This window comes from Arcobacter sp. CECT 8985 (assembly GCF_004116495.1).
Classification (GTDB): Bacteria; Campylobacterota; Campylobacteria; order Campylobacterales; family Arcobacteraceae; genus Malaciobacter.
Genome location: NZ_PDKC01000016.1, coordinates 31,078 through 50,707 on the forward strand (window position 1 = coordinate 31,078; position 19,630 = coordinate 50,707).

At 24.9% G+C, this 19,630-nt stretch carries 23 protein-coding genes; 6 read left to right on the forward strand and 17 right to left on the reverse strand.

All coding sequences use genetic code 11. The annotated features are described in order from the left end of the window. Window positions 1–75: 75 nt before the first annotated feature. The 5 genes from CRU93_RS08240 to CRU93_RS08260 all read left to right on the forward strand — a co-directional run bounded on the left by CRU93_RS08240 (window position 76) and on the right by CRU93_RS08260 (window position 3,153). A complete protein-coding gene (locus tag CRU93_RS08240; protein ID WP_129103718.1) occupies window positions 76–546 on the forward strand; it encodes a DMT family transporter in 471 nt (156 codons plus the stop codon). Window positions 547–646: 100 nt separating this feature from the next. Further along, window positions 647–1,543, forward strand: a complete 897-nt coding sequence (locus CRU93_RS08245) for a DMT family transporter (RefSeq protein WP_129103719.1) — start codon at window positions 647–649, stop codon at window positions 1,541–1,543. Between the two features lie 73 nt (window positions 1,544–1,616). After that, the gene (locus tag CRU93_RS08250) at window positions 1,617–2,207 is read left to right on the forward strand and encodes an NAD(P)H-dependent oxidoreductase (RefSeq protein WP_129103720.1); all 591 of its coding nucleotides are present in this window, start codon (window positions 1,617–1,619) and stop codon (window positions 2,205–2,207) included. 10 nt (window positions 2,208–2,217) lie between these two features. Continuing rightward, window positions 2,218–2,511 (forward strand): putative quinol monooxygenase, encoded by a 294-nt coding sequence (locus CRU93_RS08255; protein ID WP_129103721.1) that lies wholly within the window; start codon window positions 2,218–2,220, stop codon window positions 2,509–2,511. Window positions 2,512–2,520: 9 nt separating this feature from the next. Beyond that, entirely contained in the window at window positions 2,521–3,153 is a 633-nt protein-coding gene (locus CRU93_RS08260; protein WP_129103722.1) for an NAD(P)H-dependent oxidoreductase, read from the forward strand. 15 nt (window positions 3,154–3,168) lie between these two features. Here the strand turns inward: CRU93_RS08260 and CRU93_RS08265 are convergent, their stop codons facing one another. The 6 genes from CRU93_RS08265 to CRU93_RS08290 all read right to left on the reverse strand — a co-directional run bounded on the left by CRU93_RS08265 (window position 3,169) and on the right by CRU93_RS08290 (window position 9,979). Beyond that, window positions 3,169–4,071 carry a 3',5'-cyclic-nucleotide phosphodiesterase gene (locus tag CRU93_RS08265; RefSeq protein WP_129103723.1) on the reverse strand — a complete coding sequence of 301 codons (903 nt, stop codon included), beginning with the start codon at window positions 4,069–4,071 and terminating at the stop codon, window positions 3,169–3,171. A gap of 362 nt (window positions 4,072–4,433) precedes the next feature. Next, window positions 4,434–6,980, reverse strand: coding sequence for a methyl-accepting chemotaxis protein (locus tag CRU93_RS08270; protein ID WP_129103724.1), 2,547 nt, complete (start codon window positions 6,978–6,980; stop codon window positions 4,434–4,436). Window positions 6,981–6,990: 10 nt separating this feature from the next. Further along, complete coding sequence (locus CRU93_RS08275) at window positions 6,991–7,380, reverse strand: PAS domain-containing protein (protein ID WP_129103725.1); 390 nt, start codon at window positions 7,378–7,380, stop codon at window positions 6,991–6,993. A 126-nt stretch (window positions 7,381–7,506) separates the two neighbouring features. Continuing rightward, complete coding sequence (locus tag CRU93_RS08280; protein WP_129103726.1) at window positions 7,507–9,042, reverse strand: AarF/ABC1/UbiB kinase family protein; 1,536 nt, start codon at window positions 9,040–9,042, stop codon at window positions 7,507–7,509. Between the two features lie 17 nt (window positions 9,043–9,059). Further along, complete coding sequence (locus CRU93_RS08285) at window positions 9,060–9,323, reverse strand: hypothetical protein (RefSeq protein WP_129103727.1); 264 nt, start codon at window positions 9,321–9,323, stop codon at window positions 9,060–9,062. A 137-nt stretch (window positions 9,324–9,460) separates the two neighbouring features. Next, window positions 9,461–9,979, reverse strand: coding sequence for a lipocalin family protein (locus CRU93_RS08290; protein ID WP_129103728.1), 519 nt, complete (start codon window positions 9,977–9,979; stop codon window positions 9,461–9,463). 104 nt (window positions 9,980–10,083) lie between these two features. On the opposite strand from CRU93_RS08290, the gene CRU93_RS08295 reads away from it, so the two are divergent. Then, a complete protein-coding gene (locus CRU93_RS08295; protein ID WP_129103729.1) occupies window positions 10,084–10,731 on the forward strand; it encodes a hypothetical protein in 648 nt (215 codons plus the stop codon). Here the strand turns inward: CRU93_RS08295 and CRU93_RS08300 are convergent. From CRU93_RS08300 to CRU93_RS08350, 11 genes are all read right to left on the reverse strand, one after another. After that, on the reverse strand, window positions 10,722–11,453 hold the full coding sequence (locus tag CRU93_RS08300) for a TIGR03915 family putative DNA repair protein (RefSeq protein ID WP_129103730.1): 732 nt from the start codon (window positions 11,451–11,453) through the stop codon (window positions 10,722–10,724). The two genes, CRU93_RS08295 and CRU93_RS08300, sit on opposite strands and share 10 nt — an antisense overlap. Next, a complete protein-coding gene (locus tag CRU93_RS08305; protein ID WP_129103731.1) occupies window positions 11,450–12,691 on the reverse strand; it encodes a putative DNA modification/repair radical SAM protein in 1,242 nt (413 codons plus the stop codon). Before CRU93_RS08305 ends, CRU93_RS08300 begins: the two co-directional genes overlap by 4 nt. A gap of 65 nt (window positions 12,692–12,756) precedes the next feature. Continuing rightward, window positions 12,757–13,815, reverse strand: a complete 1,059-nt coding sequence (locus tag CRU93_RS08310) for an EAL domain-containing protein (RefSeq protein ID WP_129103732.1) — start codon at window positions 13,813–13,815, stop codon at window positions 12,757–12,759. Between the two features lie 66 nt (window positions 13,816–13,881). Further along, window positions 13,882–14,730, reverse strand: a complete 849-nt coding sequence (locus tag CRU93_RS08315) for a molybdenum ABC transporter (RefSeq protein ID WP_129103733.1) — start codon at window positions 14,728–14,730, stop codon at window positions 13,882–13,884. A gap of 12 nt (window positions 14,731–14,742) precedes the next feature. Further along, window positions 14,743–15,426 carry a molybdate ABC transporter permease subunit gene (gene modB, locus CRU93_RS08320; RefSeq protein WP_129103734.1) on the reverse strand — a complete coding sequence of 228 codons (684 nt, stop codon included), beginning with the start codon at window positions 15,424–15,426 and terminating at the stop codon, window positions 14,743–14,745. After that, window positions 15,416–16,114: a molybdate ABC transporter substrate-binding protein gene (gene modA / locus CRU93_RS08325; RefSeq protein WP_129103735.1), complete on the reverse strand. Its 699-nt coding sequence runs from the start codon at window positions 16,112–16,114 to the stop codon at window positions 15,416–15,418. Before modA (CRU93_RS08325) ends, modB (CRU93_RS08320) begins: the two co-directional genes overlap by 11 nt. Before the next feature lie 8 nt (window positions 16,115–16,122). Further along, on the reverse strand, window positions 16,123–16,974 hold the full coding sequence (locus tag CRU93_RS08330) for an ABC transporter ATP-binding protein (RefSeq protein ID WP_129103736.1): 852 nt from the start codon (window positions 16,972–16,974) through the stop codon (window positions 16,123–16,125). Then, window positions 16,971–17,660, reverse strand: coding sequence for a molybdate ABC transporter permease subunit (gene modB / locus CRU93_RS08335; protein ID WP_129103737.1), 690 nt, complete (start codon window positions 17,658–17,660; stop codon window positions 16,971–16,973). Before modB (CRU93_RS08335) ends, CRU93_RS08330 begins: the two co-directional genes overlap by 4 nt. Then, a complete protein-coding gene (locus CRU93_RS08340) occupies window positions 17,653–18,051 on the reverse strand; it encodes a molybdopterin-binding protein (RefSeq protein WP_129103738.1) in 399 nt (132 codons plus the stop codon). Before CRU93_RS08340 ends, modB (CRU93_RS08335) begins: the two co-directional genes overlap by 8 nt. Then, on the reverse strand, window positions 18,048–18,797 hold the full coding sequence (gene modA / locus CRU93_RS08345) for a molybdate ABC transporter substrate-binding protein (RefSeq protein WP_129103739.1): 750 nt from the start codon (window positions 18,795–18,797) through the stop codon (window positions 18,048–18,050). The genes CRU93_RS08340 and modA (CRU93_RS08345) overlap by 4 nt, the downstream gene beginning before the upstream one ends. A 9-nt stretch (window positions 18,798–18,806) precedes the next feature. Then, window positions 18,807–19,589 carry a TOBE domain-containing protein gene (locus tag CRU93_RS08350; protein WP_129103740.1) on the reverse strand — a complete coding sequence of 261 codons (783 nt, stop codon included), beginning with the start codon at window positions 19,587–19,589 and terminating at the stop codon, window positions 18,807–18,809. Between the last annotated feature and the right edge of the window lie 41 nt (window positions 19,590–19,630).

The window sequence follows — 19,630 nt, forward strand, 5'->3', positions numbered from 1 at the left end:
TTACATAAAATAAAGTAAGGATATATTAAGTAGATAATAGAGATAATTCTCAATCTTATTATAGAAAGGATATAAATGAGAACAATAAGAACATTATTTTTTTTAAATCAAAAAATTACTTCAGATAATAAATATTATATTTTTATTTTTCTTGCAATGGTATCATGGGGTATCTCATGGCCAGCAAGTAAAGCTGCAACAATGCATTCAAATCCTGAAATTGCTGCATTTTGGAGATATGCGATATCTTTTATTTCAATAATTCCAATACTTTTTTATTTAAAGATATCTTTTAAAGCTGATAAAATAGGAATAATATATATGTTTATTGCAGGCATGTTAAGTGCAGGATTTAATTATTCAACTTTTTTAGGTTTAAGTTATGAGCAAGCAGGTTATGGTGGAACAATTATGACTTCATTAGCACCTATATTTACATATTTTTTATCAATAATATTTTTAAAAAATAAGATGACTCTTACGCAGTCAATTGCATTATTCATATGTTTATTATACCTGCAGTTGCTATTTTATCAAGTAATATAATTTATCATGAGAAAATATTATTTTCAACTATACTTGGATGTATATTATCTTTTTTTGCAGTAATTATATTTAATAAAAGAAAGGAAAAGAAAAACAATTTATGAGAAAAGAAGAAAATAAAACAAAATATATAATAGCAATGTTTATATCAATGATTTTTTGGGGAATTGCATGGACATCTGGGAAAGTGACTATGCAACACACTGTTCCCCAAGTAGCTGCTTTTTGGAGATATGCTATTTCTTTTATAAGTATAATACCTGTTGTGTTATATATGAAAGTCTCTTTTAAAGTAGATATTATTGCAATAATTTATATGATATTAGCAGGTATATTAAGTGCCATATTTAATTATTTGTTTTTTCTTGGTTTGTCCCATGGGCAAGCAGGTTATGGAGGTACAATAGTAACTTCATCAGTTCCTTTAATTACATATTTTTTATCAATTATATTATTAGGAATAAAAGTAAATAAAATTCAAATATTTGGATTATGTATTGGTTTTTTTGGGGCATTAATACTGTTAAGAATTCCTATGGAAGGTTTTGCTTTTTTAAATGTAGATAGTTTATATTTTTTATTAGCTGCATTAGTATGGTCTTTTGTGACAATTATTGCACAAAAAATTTCATCACGTGCAAATCCTATGTTATATACATTAGTTGTATTTGGAATAACTGCATTTATAAATATGATATTTGCATTACCTTATCATCCATTTGATTTTGTTGCTTTGGATTCGGTATTTTGGTGGAATATTCTATTTATTGGTTTATTTTCTGGAACATTTAGTATGACATTATTTTTCATCTCTGCAAGTCATCTAGGAGCACATAAAACTGGAGTTTTTATGTTTATAGTTCCAATTGGTGCAATAATATCTAGTTGGATTGTATTTGATGAAAAAATTTTATTATCTACTATAATAGGGTGTTTTTTTGTATTTTTATCTGTTATAACATTTAATTTTAAAAGAAAATCAAAAATAAAAGTGTAATACTTACTAAAAGTAAAGTAAGGGTAAATTAATCTAGTAAAGTGTATAATTTTATAAAAAATAAGGACTAATGATGAAAAAAATATTAATAATAAACGCACATCAAAAATATGAAGGTTTTGCAAATGGAGAATTAACTCAAAATTTTATAGACAAAGCAAATAAATTTTTTGTTGATAATGGATTTAAAGTTAAAAATACTGCAATTGATAAAGGTTATGATGTAAAAGAAGAGTTAGAAAAATTTGCATGGGCTGATTTTATACTTTTTCAATATCCTGTTTATTGGATGAGTGTACCTTGGCTTGCAAAAAAATATTTTGATGAAGTATTATCAGGTGGTGTTGGTACTGTTACATATGAAAATGATGGAAGAAGTAGAACAGATGCAAGCAAAAAATATGGAAGTGGTGGATTAATGAAAGGCAAAAAGTATATGTTAAGTATTACATATAATTGTCCTGAAAGTGAATTTGACAATAAAGATGGTTTTTTTGAAGGATTAACTCTTGATCAAGCAAATTTTGCAGTACATAAAAACTTCCAATTTTGTGGATTAGAAAAATTAAAAACCTATTCAATTCACGATGTATATAAAGGTGATTTAGATTTAGAAAAAGAGTTATCTAAATTTGAAACTACTTTACAAGAAAATTTTAAATAAGGTTGATTAATTGGAAAATATTACAGTAGTTGCAAAAATTAAAGTAAAAGAAGAGTATAACAATGAGATTTATGAAGTTTTAAAACAACTTTACAAAGATACACATAATTATGATGAAGGTTGTATTCAATATGATTTTCATAAGAATATAGAAGAAGAAAATAGTTATACTTTTATTGAAACTTGGGAAAATGTAGAGTACTTAAAAAAACACTCAGAAAAAGAACATTTTAAACTGTTTATTTCTAGTATTGAAAATAAAGTTGAAAGTGTTGATATTAATAAATTACAAAAAATAAAATAAAGGAATAATATGACTAAAGAACAATTCTTAGAAGCAATGAATTTTAGACATGCATGTAAAGTTTTTGATGAGACAAAAAAAATATCTAATGATGATTTGAATTTTATCTTAGAAATAGGGCGAAAATCGCCTTCTTCTTTTGGTATGGAACCTTGGAAATTCTTAGTAATTCAAAATCAAGAATTAAAAGAAAAAGTAAAACCTGCTTGTTGGAATCAAGCTCAAATTACATCTTGTAGTGATTTAGTTATTGTTTTAGCAAAAATTGAAGATTTAAAAGTAGAGACTGGCATTCCTGAAAAAAGATTTGCAAGAAGACCTATGCCACAAGAAAAAAGAGATTTTTATGTAAATCTTTATGCAAGTCATTTAAAAGAAACTTTAAGTAGTGATAAAAATATTTATGAATGGACTGCAAGACAGACTTATATCGCAGCAGGAAATATGATGACAGCAGCTGCTGGTATTGGAATTGATTCTTGTCCTATTGAAGGTTTTGAAAAAGAGAAGTTAGAAGCAATTTTAGAGTTGGATACTACAAAATATCAAGTTGCATTGGTTTTACCTTTTGGGTATAGACTAAATGAACAATCTGAACAATTAAGACTAGACTTTAATGAGGTAGTTGAATTTGTAAAATAAAAGAGATTTTCTCTTTTATTTTATCTTTTGTTTTTCTTTTTCTAGTCTTTTGATAACTCTATCAAAATCATCTTTTGTATTACATTTTAATAATAAGTGTTCAATATCTAAATCTTTCTTTCGTGAAGTTCTTTTTTGTTTTCTTAAATTAATTACATCCGAATCATTTAAAATTGTTATTTTATCTTCTAAATTAAGTGTTTTTAACTCTTGGGTTATCTCATCAATATATGTAGGTTTTAGATGATTTATATATATTTTAATATCATCTCTTGTTAGTTTTGTAAGTTCATCTTTTAATAGTTTTAATGTTAAATGTTTACTTGTTTGTGCAGCTATTTCTAATCTAGAAGGAAAGGAAACATCAATAATTAATTGTTTTATTGATGGATTTTCATTTAACTCTTTCCATATCTCATCACAAATATATGTATCAGCAGTAAAAAATATGGAATTTGTATTTTTTGTAATTACATATCCACAACTTGAAATTGTATGATTTGTTTTTATTGGTTTTATTGAAAAGTTTTTAAATTGTAATACTTTGTTTACTTCAAGTTCAATAAATTCAATAGAGTGCTTTTGATTTATTATATCAATATCTGAGAAATCTGGCCAAATATTCCAATTAAAAATATATCTATTTAGATGGTCAATTGTCTCTTTTAATGCATAAATTTTAATAGGTTTATTTCTTGTTTCATAAAATGATTCTACTAAAAAAGGAATATCAATTATATGATCAAGGTGAGAGTGAGTAAGAAAAATATTATCAATATATCTTGCATCTTCCCCAATAGCTTTAATAATATTACCTGCATCAATTACACTACACCTGTCAATTTGAATAGTTGTATTATTTGCATCTAATCCTTTTCCTCCATGTGCACCTAAGATCTTTATCTTATCATTAAACATTTATACCCTTATAATTTTAATATATTAAATTATATCAAAAAAAAGTTGATATGGCTATATGTATTTTTTTAATATTATTTAATGTTATACAAAAGTTGAAAAAATGACTAATTATAGTTTAGCAGTAATAAAGTAAATAGATATTTTGTAAACAGTTTTATCTATTTTTAGTTATACAAAAATAAGAGAAAAAAATAGAAATAATTTTAAATATATTTTCATATTGAAAATGAAACTGTTAAGTTTTAACTGATTTTATACATTATGTAATATCTTAAATAGTATATTCATTATACACCATTAATTTAGAGGTTTACATCAAAGGTTTTTCTAGTAAATAAATACTAGAAAAACAAATATCATTAAATATTATGTTTACCTTTGAAGTTATTTTTATCTACATTTTTAACGACTTTTTTTGCAATATCAGAAGTTTGTATTGCAATGTCATTTGTTTGTGATGCAACATGTGCATTTTCCTGTGTTTTTTTATCTAAACTATTTACTGCATCATTTATTTGTTCAATTCCATTAGTTTGCTCTTTAGATGCATTTTGGATATTTTGAATTAGTGAAATTGTATTTTCTACGTTATTATTTAATTGGTTATATCCTTCAATCATACTAAAAGAGATTTTTTTACCTTCCTGTGCTTTTATAGATGCATTTTCAACTATTGATTTGATTTTATTTGCAGCATCTGCACTTCTAGATGCTAGACTTCGAACTTCTTGTGCAACTACTGCAAATCCTTTACCAGCTTCTCCTGCTGTTGCTGCTTCTACTGCTGCATTTAATGAAAGTATGTTTGTTTGAAATGCAATTTGGTCAATAAGGCTAGTTGCTTCTGTTATTTCTGCTACTTGTTGATTTATCTCTTCCATTGATTTTGTTGTTTTATTTGCTAAATCTTTCCCTTTGCTAGAAGACTCTCCTAGAATATTTGCATTTTTACTCATTTCTTGAACAAAGTTATTTGTAGAAGCAATATTCCCTGTAATTTCTTCAATTGCTGCAACTGTTTCTTCTAATCTTACTGCTGCATCATTTGATGATCTATTTAATGTATCAACGTTTTTAAGAAGATTACTTGAACTATCTTTAAGTGTATATCCAATATCTTGATTTTCAATTAACATTTGCGTAATAGATTTTCTTAATTTATTAATACCTTCTAATACCTCTTCTAGTTCACCACCTAGATCAAAATTAATATTATGCATACTTACTGTGTAATCATAGTCTGTATATTTTTCTAGAGTTGATAGTATCTCTTTAAATATTTTATGTTGTGTTTCAATTGTATGGTTTACTGAATTTGTTAAAGCTTGTAATTGTGGGTTAGAAGCTTTAGATTTGATTTTACAATTATAATATCCTTGTCTCATTTTATTTAGTACCATTATTGCTTCACCTACACAGAACATATCATTTTCTAAACCTTGATTGATCTTTTTGATATTTTCATTTGCCATTTTAGAAATATGTCCAAGTTCATCATTCCCATATATTTTTATTTCATCTAACTCATTGATTTCTCTATTTAAATAAAGCATGAAGTTACTAATTCCTTCATACACTGCTGTTGTTGATTTAGAAATATTTCTATAAATGAAATATGTTAATCCAATTAGTAAAGATAAAGCAATTATTAAAATACCTATTTGTGTATAAAATGAATTTGTAATATTTTTATATTTTTTATTTATGTCTTTTAGTATAAAAGAAGATATATTGTCATCAACTTTTTTTAATAGATTTATTTTTTTAGTAATCGTATCAAACCAAACATCAGGTTCAATATCAAACTGACTATTAAAAAGTTTTTTTATTGCATTAATTGTTGTTTTATCATTCTTATTTTTAAGATAATCAATTTTATTTGCTTCAACACTATTTAAATAATCATCAAAACCTTTTTTAACTTTATCTAACAATTTTTTCTCTTTTTCACTTGTAGCTGATAGTTTTTTATAATCATTTATATGTTTTATTAACTCATCATGTTTTTGTTTTATTAAATCAATATATTTACTATCTTTTTCATGAATATATTTTTGAACATAGTAAATAATACCACCAAAACCAATATCTTCTTCAATATATCCTAAAACAATAGTTTTTTGTTCAGCTTGTAAAATCTGTTCTCTCATTTTTTGTACATCTTTTACCACTTGCGTATCAAAAGCATCATTTACGTATGAAATTATTTGGCTTTTAGCGTATATAGAAAATTCTTTAATAAACTCTTTTTGAGAAGAGATGAGATTAACAAACTTTGGATACATCCCTTTTGCAAAATTACCTCTTGCTAGAGTATTAGCTCCAACTGCTCTTTCTATTCCTGCTTTTTCTTTTGCAACAAGAAAATTATAATAAGAGAGTATTTCTCTTGTAATACTTGGATCATGTGAACTAGCTGATGAACGTGCAATAAAATCTAATAATTTTGCATTTATATTTGTATAATAAGAAATAGCATCATTTGTTTTTATATTTAAACTACTAATAGCTTCTCTTTTTTCTTTTAGCATATTAAGTTCATTTATTGATTCATCTATATATTTAACAGAGTTTTTTGATAGAAAAGATTTGTTTAAATTTTTATACTCATTTTTTAATTGAGTAAACTTTTCATTCGTTAGTTCTCTTTGTGAGTTTAATTTATCTTTAAATTTAATACCTTTACTTCCTAAGTAGCCAGCTGTCATTCCTCTTTCTTTTTGTGTTTCATGAACAAGCGAAGATATTATAATGTTTATTTTGATAACACTTTGTAAGTTTTCATAACCTTTTTTTTCTTTGGATGCTTTAAATAAGACTACTGAAGAAAGAATAATAACAAAAATAATTGATATTGAAACTAAAATTAAAAGTTTTACTTTTATTGATAAGTCATTGAATTTCATTTTTTATCCTTTACTTCAACATATTTTTATAGATATTTGCATATTTTTCTATTTCTTCTTTTGAAGCTTTTTTTCTACAAGAAATATAGCCTTTTGAACCATCACATGAAGTATAGGGATAAATTGTTGCATAGACCCAGTAATACTTACCTTTTTTTGTACTATTTTTTACAAAACCTCTCCATATATTGCCTGCTTGTATTGTTTTCCATAAATCTTCAAAAACAGATGCTGGGATATCTTTATGTCTTACAATACTGTGGGGTTTTCCAATTAGTTCATTTAAAGGAAATTCAGAATATTTGCAAAACTGTTCATTCGCAAATCTAATTATTCCTTCTTCATCAGTTTCAGAAACTAAAAAAGAGTCATTTGTTAATTCTAATTCATCTTCTTTCATAAAGAATCCTTCGAAGTGTAGTTATTTTAAGTATATGGATTGTGAGAAAATATATTGCTTTAAAAATATAGTTAAATTAAAAATGTAATTATAATATTATTACTAAATTATAAAAAAATCATAAAATTACTTATAAAGTATCTTAATTATAGAAAAAATAAATAATCCAAGTGCGATTTCTTTGTATGACTTGTCATAAAGTAATAAAAAAATGGAACTAAGTATTAAAGAAATTGATAAAATATAAGACTTTACATTTTTACTCAATTCTTTTTTTAAAAACTCAAGTTGATTATCTGAAATTTCAACTTTTAGTTCACCTTCAGTTGCTTTTTTAATAGTTGCCTTAAAATTTTTTACTGTAAAAGGAATATCTTTTATTTCATCAATTATAGTTTCAACTATTGAGTCTTTTGAACCTAAAGCTTTTGGAAGATTATCTTTTAGAATTGGAAGTATATCTTTTATTCCATTAAAATTTTCTATATATGTTGTTCCTAAACCTTCTATAATTGCACTTACTCTTAATATGTATATTGCATCACTTGGTAATTTAAATGGTAGATTTCGAGTACTTTCAAGTACTTCAAAAGCTAATTTTTGCATAGACTCACTATTTAAATTATTATTTGAAAAAATATCAAACATTTTGCTAGTAAATTCTGCAAGATCTGAAGTAGGGGCTTCATATGCAATTGTTCCTAATTTTTTGCTTGCATTGATATATGATTCATAATCTTGCTCATTTGCTGCTTTAATTAATTCAATAATTGCAATTCTTGTATTATTTGGAACTGTCTTTACCATACCAAAGTCAAGTAAAATTATCTCGCTATTTTTTGTAATTAATAGATTTCCAGGATGAGGGTCTGCATGAAAATATCCTTTTATTAACATTTGTTCTGTATAAAAGTTAACTAATATTGATATTATACTTTTAAAATCAATATTATTTTTATAAATATTTTCTTTGTCATCAAATCTAAAACCCTCTTCAAAACTCATTACAAGTGCATCATCACATGAAAACTTTTCATATGCCATTGGAAATTTTATATTACTATCTTTGTATGTATTTGAGAATTTTTTTAGATTTTGAAGCTCTGTATTTAAACTTACTTCTTGAATAATCATAGATGAAAACTCTTTTATCACTGCTTCAATAGAGTTTTTTGTATAGTGGGAAAATAAAGGTTTAAATATTATATTAAAAAAGTTAATAATTTTTATATCAGCAATAACTCTTTGTTTTATGCCTTCTCTTCTTAGTTTTACTGCAACTTTTTCACCTGTATTTAAATATGCAATATGAACTTGTCCAATAGATGCAGATGCTATTGGTTTTTCATCAAAAGAATGAAACTTAATATTTGAAAATGCTCTTTCATATACCAAGTTGAACTCTTTTTTAGACATTGAAGGAAGTTTGTCATGTAGTTGCTTTAGTTCAATAAGATAATCTTCACTAAAAAAGTCTGCTCTAGTTGCTAAAACCTGCGCAAGTTTTATAAAACTTGCACCCAAATCAACTATAGTATTTTTTAAATCTTTTGCATTTAAAGGTTTTACTCCTAAAAAACTATTTTTTTTCTTAATTACTAAATATATAGTAAGTAAGAATCTAAATATTTTGTATACTCTTTTATAAGAATATAGATTTATGTTTTTGAAAAAATTAACTATTTTAGTTCCTTTTTTAACTCTTCTAAATCATCTTTTGTCACTAATCCTAATTCACTAATTGCTTCTTTAATACTTTTTTTTAGTTGTTCTTTAAATTCTTTGTCTTGTTCTTTTCCTTTTTTTTCTAAAGACTCTATAAAACCTTTTATATCACCTTTATCAATTTTGCCTTTTTCTTCAAGTTTTTTTAATTCATCTTCAACTCTATCTTTTAATAGTGCTGTTGCACCAATACCAGTATATAAAAGTTCTTTTAGCATTTTTCTTCCTTTTTATTTATTATATCACTTTTAAATAGTATTTAATAGTTCTGTTTTGTCCACTTATTGTAAGCCTTTTATTTATATATTTTTCCAATAAGTTTATTTTTTTAAATAATTTCTCTTTTTTGTCAATATCATCTTTTTTCTTGTATTGTCCAAATTAACTTATCAGTTGAAAATCCAAGGGATTTTATTTTTACTAATATTTCATCAAGTGTTTGTTTGTTCAATTTTGGTGTTCTTGATAAAATCCATAAATATTCTCTTGATGGAGTCCCTACTACTGCATATTTATAATCTTTATCTAAATCTATAATCCAATAATCACCATAAAATGGTCTAAAAAAACTAACTTTCAATTTGCTATTTGCTTCATTTGTTGCATAAGCTATTCCATTTGCACTTGTTTTTTCATTTGTATCTATTTTTTGGCATCTGTTTATAACTTTTAATTCATTATTCTGTTTTAAAGAATATGTGGCCGTAACATTTTTACAACCTTTTTCAAAGAAGTGTTCATATCTTGCAATTTCATACCATGTACCAAGATATTTTTGTATATTTACACTATTTACTGTAGGTAAATGTTCATGTTTTGTACTACAACCTGTAAAAACAAATATAGTAAAAACTACATATAATAAATATTTCATTTTTTCTCCTTATTTCATATATTATAAAACTATATTAAGATTTTTAGTATAGATTTTTTGTAAATTGATATATTCATTCGATATAATTTTATAAAGGCTAAAAAATGAAAATAGAAACAAGCTTTAATCAAACAAATAATAGTTCATTAGAAAATAAAAGTCAAAAGAGTACAACTAGCTTTAAGGATGTATTACTTGGTGATTTTGAAGATTTGAGTGAAGATTTCTCTTTTGAAACAATACAAAAAATACCACTTAATAAAATTGAAGATATTTATCAAACTGAACACAATATTAAAAAAGCTAAAAACTTAAAGATTGCAACTATGTTTACAGAAGATAAAAGTTTATCAAAAGCTTTGTATGAACAAGTACTAAATAAACAAGCTTCAAATAAAGATGAAGAGTATTTATTTGATATGATACAAGATAAAATTATATTTTTAAGTAGTGACTCAACAACACTAGAAAGCTTACTTCAAAAAAGTGTAGAATCAAGAGTAGATTTATCTTCAAATGAAAAAATTTTACAAAGAGTAACTCCTAGTGAAATCAATGCTGTTTTATCTTATGTAAATGCAATTAATTTTATAAGTTCTATGGGAAATACATATGAAAGTTTAAATAATAGATATCTTAATAAAGATGATAAATACTCTATTTTTTATAATAATCACTATTTAGAATATCATTTTTTAATAGCAAAATTTAAAGAGTATGATAGACAAATAGAAAAGCTTAGTCAGCTTTGAAACTCTGTCATATATGTTCTATAGAGTAAAGGGACAAGGTTTTTTTGAAGTTTTACATTTTTTCTTGATTCTATAGTAACAGCTTGAAAAAAACTACTCCAAAGTTTTTTAAATTTTTGTTCATTTTTTGATAAAGTTGGTTGTTCAAATGATGCAATACTTTGAACTCCCAGAAAATTTTCATTTTTTATAAATGCTAATTTCCTATTTATATCATGAATTATATAGTTTTGATTATTTAATCTTTTATAAAAATGTATACCTAGAAAATAAGATAGATTAAACTGGCTTTGTATTTTTGCATAAAGTGTTTTATCTTCAAGCTCTTCAAATCTTAAGAAACCAGTCATCTTATGTTTTGCACTAAATAGCTGTTTTTCAAGATTTTGTATAAAAAATATAGAACTATTATTTATATTTGAAAGTTCCTTTTTGTTTCTAAAGCCTAATATTATAAAATTTAATAAGTGTAGTTCAAAATTATGATTATCACACATAAAGATATTTAAAATAGTATGAAAAGTATTTTTAGAAAAATGTTTTTTTATACTCTCAAGAACTTTACTAGCTTTTTTTTCATCTGTTTTTATTTCTAATAACTCTTCAAGTATTAAAATATTAGGTTTTTGTTTTAGTATTGTGTTTGGTTTTAACTTTTTGTAATAAACATCATAAACTAAAGTTAAAAAACCTTCAAAACTATTATCATAAATTAAAATCATATTTCACCTGTTATTGCACTAAAATCCATATCAAATAGTGATGGTTGAAGTATCTTTTTTTTAGGTGGAGTAATTATTGCTTGTTTTATTTTATCATCACAAAAAGATATCTTTGCACAATATTTACCTTTGCAAGTTATAAAGTATTGTGCTTTTTTCAATGATATTTTTAGTTTTTTTAAATCATAAAAATCTAAAGTTTTAAATTTTCTTGCTTTTAATATTTTAAAAACTGATTTTATTCCTATACCTGGAATTCTAAGTAGTTCATCTTTACTTACTTTATTTATTTCCATAGGAAAGTATTTTAAGTTATTTAAAGCCCAAAAAGTTTTTGGGTCTAGTTCTTCATCAAGGTTTGGAAATTCATCATTTACAATTTCATCATAAGTAAAATCATAAAACCTTAAAAGCCAATCTGCTTGATATAACCTATGCTCTCTTAACAATGGAGGTTTATTTATAATTGAAGGAAGATTTTTATGGTCATTTACTGGAATATATGCACTATAATATACTCTTTTTAATAACGCTTTATCATATAAAACAGAACTAAGTTTTAATATATCTTTATCACTTTCAGGTGTGGCTCCTATTATAAGTTGAGTACTCATGCCTATTGGTCTTGTATTTTTTTCTAAACTTTTATCTCGTGCATGCTTTAGTGGTTGTAATATCTTTTCTTTTGTTTTATTTGGTGCTAATAGCTTCAATGATTTATCACTTGGTAACTCTATATTTGAACTAACTCTATTTGCTAAAGCAACAACTTCATCAATAAGTCTATCATCAGCACCTGGAATTAGTTTCACATGGATATAACCATTAAAATGATATTCGTATCTTAATATTTTGAGTGTTCTTAGAATTAAAATCATTGTATGATCTTCATTTTCAATTATTCCTGAACTTAAAAAAAGACCTTCAATATAGTTTCTTTTATAAAAATTTATTGTGATATCTGCAAGTTGTTTAGGTGAGAAAGCTGCTCTTTTTATATCATTGCTTTTTCTATTTATACAATAAGCACAATCATATATACAAAAATTAGTAAGCAATACTTTTAATAAAGATACACATCTTCCATCTGATGTAAATGTATGGCATATCCCACTATTATGAGTCGCTCCAAGTTCTCCTGTTTTGTGATTGTTTTCACTTCCACTTGAACTACAACTTACATCATATTTTGCACTATTGGCTAAAATTTGCATTTTTTCAAAGATATCTTTTTTCATAGTGATATTTTATATAAATTAAAACAAATAATGTAAATATATTACGATTTGTAATATAAAGTTTTTTAACAAATCTCTCTTATTATTTCTGCAGCAGGTTTAGCAAAGAAGTAACCTTGTGCGTAATCAACCCCAATACTTTTGACAGTAGCTAGTTCATTTGCCGTTTCAACACCTTCTGCTAATATTTTTATATCATTCTCCATTGCAAGAATTCTTAAGGCCCTGTATACAGATCTCTTCATTTCATCTTTATCAATATTATCAATAATATTTCTATCGACTTTTATTATGTCTGGTTTTAAATCAATTATCATATTTAAAGATGAATATCCTTCTCCCACATCATCTAATGCAATTAAAAAGCCTTGCTCTCGATAATAGTTTAAAATTATTTTAAGATGATTTATATCTTTTACTTTTTGTGTCTCAACTACTTCAAATACAATATTTTTAGGATCAAATTCTAATTGTTTTGCCCATTTTACAGTTGATGCAAGACAAAACTTTGGATCATAAATAGTAGTTGGAATGAAATTAATAAATACTTTTGCATCTACTTTTTTTACAGCAGTAGTTTTTAAAGCATTTTCTCTACATAATCTATCAAAATTAAAATCCATATCATTTCTTGCAGATTTTTCAAACAAAACATCAGGGTATACTAAATCACCATTAGGCATAACACCTCTTACTAAAGCTTCATAACCAAAAATAGAACTATCTTTCATATCAACAATTGGCTGAAAATGTGTTGTTATACTTTTATTTTCTAAAATATCAAAAAATGATCTATCTTCTATATAGTTTAAGTACTTTTGAAGTGATTTTGCATAAAGAATTGTACTAAAAGATAATTTATTATTTTCATTTTCAATATATATTTTTATCTCATCTGTTTCTAGTGAATTAAAATATGATTTGAAAGTACTTATATATTTTTGAAAAAATTGTTTAGGATTATCTTCTTTTATGGAGATTATATTCTCAACTATATTATAAGGTATAGATAATTCTTTCAAAAAAATAGTTAGTTTTTTATTTATTTCAGGAATTACACTAATAAAGTGAATATCACTTTTATTTTCACATATTTTAAATAGTTGTGTACACTTACAAGCCATATAAAATTCCTTTTTTATTGTTTTAATTTATTTTATAGGAATTTTATATTAGTTTGTAGTGATTATTTATTCTTTAATTTTTAAATTACAGCCTATATTAGACATACCACATGAGTACATACTACTAGTAACTATTCCATCAGCATTTAATTTAGCATACTCTTGTATATTTGATAAGTTTATTCCACCTGCTAGTAATATTTTGATATTGCTATTTTTTTTGTTTTTATATTCAATTATTTTTTTAGTTGTATCAATGTCAACTTTATCTAATTGAATTACATCAATATTATTATTTATAAGCTCAATACTATCTTCTAACTGTTTTGATTCTACAACTAACCTTTTTTCTGGAAGTCTATTTTTTAGTAATACCATTTGTTTATAAAATTGTTCATTTGAGTTATACAATTTTCTATGATAGTCAAAATATAAAATAGAATCACTTAATCCTAATCTATGGGGTAATGCACCACCACTTAAAATAGCTTTTATACACATTTTTTTATTAAATGGAATGGTTTTTCTTGTAGTTAAAAGTTCACATGAATTATTATGACTTTTTAAAATTTCTATCATTTTATATGTTGTTGTTGATATCTTACAACTATATTCAAGTAGTATTTGAGATAGTTTAATAGTTTTATGTATATCTTCATATTTACCTTTTATTTTTAGAATAGTATTACCTTTTTCTAACTTTGTACTTGATGCAATAAGTTTTTTTACTTTACATCCTAAAAGTTCAGCTATTCTTGCTGCTTCTTCACTACATGAAACTATTATATCTTCTCTTGTATATATTTGTAGTGTTGCTTTTTTATCTTTTGTATCTTGTAAAAATGTTGTATAGTCTAAGAAGGGTAAATCTTCATTAATATATTTATATAGTTCATTATCATTTAAATTAAACATCTTTTTCCTTTTTTATAAATTTGTTTGTTTCTTTTGTAAAAAATTTAGTAGTATAAAAAATATAAGTGAAATAAGTACTAATATTGCACTTAATATTAAAGCAAGATTATAGTCTCCATCAAATACTGCATTATAAATAGCTAGTGATATTGTATCTGTCTTTCCTATTATATTTCCACCTAACATAAGTGTTATTCCAACTTCACCTAACGATCTTGCACATGCAATTATTAAACATGCTAATAGACTTTTTTTTATTGAAGGAATTATTATATAAATAAGTGTTTTTAATCTACTTTTGCCACTTAAGTATGCAGCTTCTTTAATATTTTTTGGAAATTGTTCAATGGCTGATTGTAAAGGTTTAACCATTAAAGGAAGACCTGCAATAAAACCTGCTAAAACCAAAGCTTTAAAAGAGAAAATAAAACTTATATCATAATTATAAAAAAAAGCTCCAATAAATCCATTTCTACCTAAAAGTAAAAGTAAAAAAAAGCCAATAGCAATTGGTGGAAAAATTAAAGGTAAAGTAACAACTGTATTAAGAAGCCATTTAAACCTAAAATCTTTTTTAGATAATAAAAATGCCAAATATGTACCTAAAAAAATAAACAAGATAAAATTAACACCAATAGTTTTTGCGCTTAATATAAGTGGATCAATAATTGATGAATAATTTATTTTATAATCCATAATTTTTAAATATAGTTTTTGCTTTTTCTGATTTTAGAAATTGCAAGAAACTTTTACACTTTTTATTACAATTTTTAGTAATTGCAGCAACAATATCAATTTTTGAATATAAATTATCATCAATTAAAATATAGCCTTTAAATTTAGACTTATTTGCTAGTGCTGAGGTAAGATTTATTATTCCTGCATCTACTTCATTTGTTATTAGATATGTACTTACTTGCGGTACAGTTGCAACAATTAAGAGCTTATTTTTTATTTTATTTAATAATTTACTATTTTTAAGTATTTGCATACTTGCAATTCCATAAATTGCTTTTTGAGGAGCAGGAATAGCAATTCTTTTTATTTTATTTGATAATAAATCTTCAATAGAATCTATATCTTTTGTATATGCAAGAACAGCTTTCCCTTTTCCAATTGTTATGTATTTTTTAAAATCAACGCCACTTTTTGTTTTTAAAAAGTTTTTATCTCCAATTACTAATTGCAGATCCATATTTTTTGCTTGAGTAGATACTTGTCGTAAATTCCCATAAAATGAATCTATTTTTGAATTAGTTTGTTTTTCATATAATTTAATAATTTTTACTAAAGGTTTTTTATATCCTGCACCTGCTGCAACTTTTAGATTTTGTGCATTTGCAAAATAGAAAAAAAGTAAAAATACTAATAATATTTTTTTCATTTTTTTCCTTATAAAGAAATCGTTGGTGAAAATGCTTTTGTACTTACTCTTACTTTTGAGCCTATTTCTAAGCCTTTAGCTTCATCTTCACTTAGTGCAACTTCAACTAATTGTTGACCAATTGAGATAATTGCAACATAAATTACATCAATTTTTACAATATCTAAAAGTTCTCCTTCAAAAGAGAATTTTGCACTACCACTAGTTTTTAATAATACATCTTTTGCATTACCTTCTTTTATTACAATACCATTTTGTAAAACAACTACTTTATTACTTAATCTATATATTTCACTTGGGTCATGACTTACCATTATTGTTGTTATATTGAATTTTTTATGAAGAGTCAAAATCTCATCTTGCAGTTTTGTTCTAATTGCAGGATCTAAGGCACTCAAAGGTTCATCCATCAAAAGTAGTTTTGGTCTATTCATTAATGCTCTACATAGACTAACTCTTTGTTTTTGTCCTCCACTTAAAGTTGTAACATTTCTATTTTTTAACTTACTTAGTTCTGTAATTTCTAATAATTCATTGGCTAATTTAATATCATTTTTTACAAATAAAAGGTTTTCAATAACACTCATATTAGGGAATAATGCATAATCTTGAAATACAAAGCCTATTTGTCTTTTTTGAACTGGAATATTTGTTTTTTCATCTTGCCAAATCTTTCCATTAACGCTTATATGGCTATTTGACTCTTCTAGACCTGCAATGATTCGAAGTAGGGTAGTTTTACCACTTCCACTAAGTCCTGTTAATGCAACAAAATCACCTTTATATATATGTAAATTAACATCTAAGTTCATTTTGCCATTTGAACCAATTAACTCTTTATTTATATCAATTTTTATCATAGAAAACTCTTTTTTTGTTTTTGATTAAATATATAGACACTTAAAAGTACAATAAAACTTATTATTAACATAATTGCACTATAAATATGAGCACTTTCATAATCCATAATTTCAACAAATTCATAAATTGCAACAGATGCAACTTTTGTTTGATCAGGAATACTACCTCCTACCATTAAAACAACACCAAACTCTCCAACAGTATGTGCAAATGTAACAATCAATGCAGTAAGTAATGATGGTTTGATATTTGGAATTGCAATTTTTAATATTGTTTGAAATTTACTTTTACCAGAGATAAAACTAGCTTCAATCATATTTTTATTTAAACTTTCAAAGCCACTTTGTAAAGGTTGAACCATAAATGGCAAACTATAAACACAACTTGCAATAACTAATCCTGAAAAGTTAAATACTAATTGAATATCAAAATAATCTTCAAAAAATTTACCTAAAAATGAGTTTTGTGATAGACTAAAAAGAATATAAAATCCCAAAACAGATGGTGGTAAAACTAAAGGTAAAGCTGTTATAGCTTCCAAAATAGGTTTTAATTTTGATTTTGTTTGAGATAAATACCAACTTAAAGGTAGTGAAATAATAAAAAGAATAATTGTTGTAATAAAAGCTAATTTAAAAGATAATATAAATGGCTTAAAGTCTATATTTGATAATATTTCAATCATTGCAAACCTCTTTTATTGACAATTCGCTAGATTTAAAAATTGCATTTACTATATCACCTAATTTTAGATTCATTCTGTTTGCAGATTTTGAAGTTATAATACTTGTAATAACTGTATGTTTATGTTGAATTCTAATACTTGTAAGTAATTTTCCAATATCAAGTGTTACAATCTTTCCTTCAATTGAGTTAGCAAGGCTTATTTGGCCTTGAAACTCTTTTGCTATTGCTATATTTGATGCTTTTGCTGTCAATACAACTTTTGTTCCTACTGAAATGTTATGTAAATCTAAACTCATCATTGACAAAGTAATATCGTAAAATTTAAATTCAACAATATTCAAAGTATCTAAAGTATCAATTTTACTTACAGTAGCATTTAATAAATTCATGGCACTAAGTATCCAAAATCGTTAAATATTTTTTTTGCTTTTTTACTTAAAATAAAGCTATAAAAAGCACTTGCTTCACTATTTTTTTGAGCTTTTTTTAGTAAAACTATACCTTGATTTATTGGAGTATAAAGTTTACTATTTACTGTATACCAGTTTATTCCTTCTTTATATTTTTTCATTTTTGGTGAATATAAAGATGATTTTGCAATAAATCCAACATCTGCGGCTGTTAAAGCATATGTTACTGTTTGTGAAATAGATTCAGCATAAATTAGCTTACTTTTTATATCTTTATAAACTTTTGCATTTTTCATTGCTTCAACACTTGCTGTTCCATATGGAGCAGTTTTTGGATTTGCAATTGCAATTTTCCTAAAATTAGGATTTTTGATAAAATTTATACCTTTTTTAAAATCTTGTTTTTTGGCACTTAAATAAGCAAGAGATCCTTGAGCATAAACTAGTGGTCTAGTCACTGCTAAATCTTCTTTATATAAAGCGTTTGGATATTTCATATTTGCAGCCATAAATATATCATATGGTGCACCATTTCTAATTTGTGCAGTTAATTTTCCACTACTTGTAAGAGTTACATTTACTTTAGTATCTGGATAGAGCTTATTAAACTCTTTTTTCAAATTATTTATTGCATACGATACATTTGCTGCAACTGCTACATTTATTGTCCCTGCGAACATACTACTTATACAAAGTATACTTCCTAGAAAAATTTTTTTTAACATAAAAACTCCTTAATTTCCAATCATAATATCTGATGATTTTATCACGGCAAAAACTTTTTGCCCAACTTTTAAATCTAATTGTTTTGCAGCTTCATTTGTAATTACTGAAGTTATTGTTTCATGAGTTGATATTTCAAGAACTACTTCACAGCTTACTTCACTAAAATTTAAACTTTTAATTATTCCTTCAAGTTTATTTCTAGCGCTTAAGCCTAAAAGTTCAGTTATTGAAATCATTACATTATTAGATTTAAAAATAGCGATAATCTCATCTTCTTTTTTTAAACCAAGTGTTTCAACACTGTTCTTTGATATATTAGATATCATCTTTTGTTTGCTTTTTGTTTGTAAAATAATATTTGCATTAACATTATCTTCAATAATATCAATAATTTTTACTGCCAATTGATTTCTTGCACTGATTTGCATGGAAAACCTTTTTAATGATTTTAAGCTACCTGTATTAAAATCTGTTAGATTTGTAAGTTTTTCTAAAAACTTTTTGTGTTCATCTTGTAGTGTAGAGTAGGTTTGAATAAGGTTTTTACCATATTCAGTAAGTATTGCACCACCACCACCTTTTCCTCCAGTTTCCTTTTTTACAACAATTTTAGGACAAAGGTTATTAATACTATCAACTGCTTCCCATGCTGTCTTATAACTCATTGGCACAAGTTTTGCTGCTTTACTAATAGAACCTTCTTGTTCAATTGCTTCTAAAAGTTTAATTCTTTTTTCCAATAAAAATGGAATATCAGAATTTAAAATTGTTAGTGTTGATTCAAACTGCATATGTTTCCTTATATACTTTGTTATATAACGATAAAATATTA